This is a genomic window from Variovorax sp. P1_H12_2, from assembly GCF_056405335.1.
In genome coordinates this window covers 1-3211 of record NZ_JBFUCI010000575.1, presented here as the reverse complement: position 1 = coordinate 3211, position 3211 = coordinate 1, and the positions used below count along the sequence as shown (strand labels likewise).

The window sequence follows — 3211 nt, the reverse complement described above, 5'->3', positions numbered from 1 at the left end:
GGCATTCAGCAGGCAGGCGAATGCGAGGGCCAGGACGAGGCGAGGGCGCCGAGTCATGGCTCTCACCCCCCGCTCACTCGGGCGCCAGGGCGGCCGATGGCGGGCTGAGGCTCGCGGCGGCCTCTTTGGCTTCGACCCCGGCTTCGACTGCAGGCGCGCGCACCAGCAACACGGGCACGGTCGCATGGCGCAGGATGTGCTCGGCGCTGCTTCCCAGCACCAGGCGGCCGACGCCACGCCGCCCGTGGGTGCCGAGGACGATCAGGTCGGCCGCCCACTTGACGGCTTCGGCAATGACGGTCTCGTCCACCGGCGCGGAGAACCTGTCGCACAGCACGGTGTCGGCCTCGATGCCGGCCGCCTGCGCGGTGGCCTTGGCCTGTTCGAGAATGCGGTGGCCGTTGTCTCGCAGTACGCCGAGCCAGTCGCCGGCATGGCCGGCATAGGCGTCCATCGAGAGGGCGAACGAGAGCTCGTCGATGACATGGCACAGCCGCAACCGCGCGTGTGTGAGCCTGGCGAGCTGGATGGCCTCGTCCAGCCCGCGACCGGAGGTCGGACTGCCGTCGACGGGAACAAGAATTCGCTCATACATGACAGGCTCCTTCGGCGTACGGGTAGGGGAGACCAGTATCCAAGTGAGGGTGCGCCGGACCTTGATCTGGCGCAAGTCGATCGCAGAAGACCACGGCGAAGCTCCGGGCATGGCCCGCGGCTTGCGCTTCGCCGGCGTGTCCGCAGGGCAGCTCCTGCGGACCCGGTCGCCTGGCTAGCGGTTCACGCGCGCGCCGGTGGCCACGTCGGTGACCGAGCCGTCGACCAGGCTGATCCGATAGATCTCCCGCGTCACGTTGCCGGCGAAGGCCAGTTCCACGATCGACACGTCGCGCAAGGTCGTGTCGATGCCGTTGGGCAGGAGCCCGTTCATCTGCTCGGCGACCTGCTTCATCGACGACTGCAGCGCGGGCGTGAACGGCGTCATGCTGTAGACGAGCGTGTTGTGGGGGTTGTGGGCCCGCAGTTCCTTGCCGTCCTTCACGACGTTGACGCCGCTCACGCCCACGGTTCTGACGAGTTCCCGACCAGGCTCCGCCATCTTTGCGAAGACCGGGCCCGTCACGCGCGGCAGCGGGCCATCGCGCAGCGGCGCCACGGCCGCGGTGACGCGGGTGTTGAACGCCATCATGTCCTCGAATCCTTGCCCGTTTTTCACGATGCCGAGATCGAGCCACCATGGACGGCCCGCATCCTTGGCCGCCTCGGTCGTGTAGAAGGTCTTGAGTGTCAGCTGGATGGGCGCTGGCGGCTTCGGCAGCGCCTTGAGCATCTTCTGCGGCGTGGTCGGGTCGGCGCTGTGGATGTGCACCACGGTGACGTGCGGGAGGTTCGGGTTCTGGGCCTCGGCCTGCAGGCCCAGCCTCAGCAGGTCCTGTTTCAGAGGCGCGTTGATCTTTGCCTCGAGCACGTCCGTCACGTCCTTGGGCAGCCGGTAGACGACGCCGTAAGTCGCCTTGTGCGCCCGAAACTCGGCCTGGCCGAGCGCGCTGTTGTCGATCGCTGGCGTCGAGGAGCCGGGTGTTCCGCAGGCGGAAAGCAAGGAAGCGGCGAGAAAGCCGAAGGCCAGGGGTCGCAGGACGCGCATTGAAACTCCATTCATGAAAATCGGGAGGGGCAGAGGCAGGGGTTGTGCCGGCCCCGGTGCATATGACCGATGTCCATGCTACGAAGGAGTTGTGACAAATCTGGAGAGCCCGGGCGCACGTCGCTCAGGTGCTGCGCCCATCATTTAACATAATATACATTGTATAAATGAAAACTGTAGGAGCGATTTAGTAATGTCGCGTTCTAGCCGATTTCAAATGTCGCAAAGTCGCCCGACCCAGGTTCTGGGCTTGGGGTACGGCCATGGCGAAACCTGCGGCGACGATCACGATGACGATGCGCGAAGCAGACCGCCTCAAGACGATCCAGGCCGTGATGGACCGGGTGCTGCGCGTCGGCCAGGCCGCGCAGCGGCTGGGCATCAGCCGACGACAGGTTGAGCGCATCGTTCAGCGGTACGTCGCCGAAGGCGCTGCCGGCCTGGTGTCACGCAAGCGCGGTCGCCCCAGCAACCACCAGTTGGCGCCCGGAGCTGCAGAGCGCGCGATCACATTGATCCGGGAGCGCTACGCGGACTTCGGCCCCACCTTGCCGAGCGAGAAGCTTCTCGAGTGTCATGGGCTGGCCGTTGGCAAAGACACGGTTCGTCTGCTCATGACCGCTGCTGGCCTGTGGACGCCGCGCAAGCAGCGGGCCGCAAAGGTGCACCAGCCGCGCAATCGCCGCGCTTGCCTCGGCGAGTTGATCCAGATTGATGGCAGCGACCACGCCTGGTTCGAGGAGCGAGCGCCGGCCTGCACACTGCTGGTGTTCATCGACGACGCCACCAGCCGGTTGATGCAGCTGCGCTTCGTGCCCACGGAATCGAGCTTTGCCTACTTCGAGGCAACCCGCGGCTACCTGGAGGCCCACGGCAAGCCTGTGGCGTTCTACAGCGACAAGGCGAGCATCTTTCGGCCGGTGACCAAGCCGGAGTTCAGCGAGCGTGGCGTCACCCAGTTCGGGCGTGCCTYGTACGAGTTGAACATCGACATCATGTGCGCCAACACCAGCCAGGCCAAGGGCAGGGTTGAACGCGCCAACCAGACCTTGCAGGACAGGCTGGTCAAGGAGCTGCGGCTGCGCGGCATCAGCACGCTCGAGGCAGGCAACGCATTTGCGCCGCACTTCATCGCCGACTTCAACGGCCGGTTCGCCAAGCCACCGCGGCGCGACTTCGATGCGCACCGCCCGCTGCGCGCGGACGAGGACCTGGACCTCACCTTCACGTGGCGCGAGCAGCGCAAGGTGTCGCTGTCGCTGACGTTGAACTATGCGCGCGAGATCTACATGCTGGCGGACACGACAGGCAACCGGAGGCTGATCCAGCGATACATCGATGTGTACGAGTATCCCGACGGGCGCATCCAGGTGCGTGCGGGCGGTCGCGCCCTACCCTATGTGCGCTACGACAAGCTGCCACAGATCGACATTGCGGCCGTCGTGGAGAACAAGCGTTTGAGCCATGCCTTGCGTGCGGCACAAGCTGTTCAGGAGCGGCGAGACGACCGCCGCTGCGCGCCATCTCGAACGAATCAGGGCCAGCTTCCGCGACCCAGGAAGGCAGCAC

3 protein-coding genes are annotated in these 3211 nt (G+C 65.8%); 1 reads left to right on the top strand and 2 read right to left on the bottom strand.

Annotated features, from left to right (window positions below):
* Positions 1 to 73: 73 nt before the first annotated feature.
* Positions 74 to 595, bottom strand: a complete 522-nt coding sequence (locus tag AC1D2K_RS32570) for a universal stress protein (RefSeq protein WP_478094303.1) — start codon at positions 593 to 595, stop codon at positions 74 to 76.
* A 174-nt stretch (positions 596 to 769) separates the two neighbouring features.
* Positions 770 to 1642, bottom strand: coding sequence for a hypothetical protein (locus AC1D2K_RS32565; protein ID WP_478094301.1), 873 nt, complete (start codon positions 1640 to 1642; stop codon positions 770 to 772).
* Between the two features lie 290 nt (positions 1643 to 1932).
* On the opposite strand from AC1D2K_RS32565, the gene AC1D2K_RS32560 reads away from it, so the two are divergent.
* On the top strand, positions 1933 to 3211 hold a 1279-nt coding region (locus AC1D2K_RS32560; protein WP_478094300.1), incomplete at its 3' end, for an ISNCY family transposase.

Bases quoted from the DNA above. Each gene is read 5' to 3' on its own strand.
- AC1D2K_RS32570 (WP_478094303.1), bottom strand. From the start codon at position 595: ATGTATGAGCGAATTCTTGTTCCCGTCGACGGCAGTCCGACCTCCGGT.
- AC1D2K_RS32565 (WP_478094301.1), bottom strand. From the start codon at position 1,642: ATGCGCGTCCTGCGACCCCTGGCCTTCGGCTTTCTCGCCGCTTCCTTG.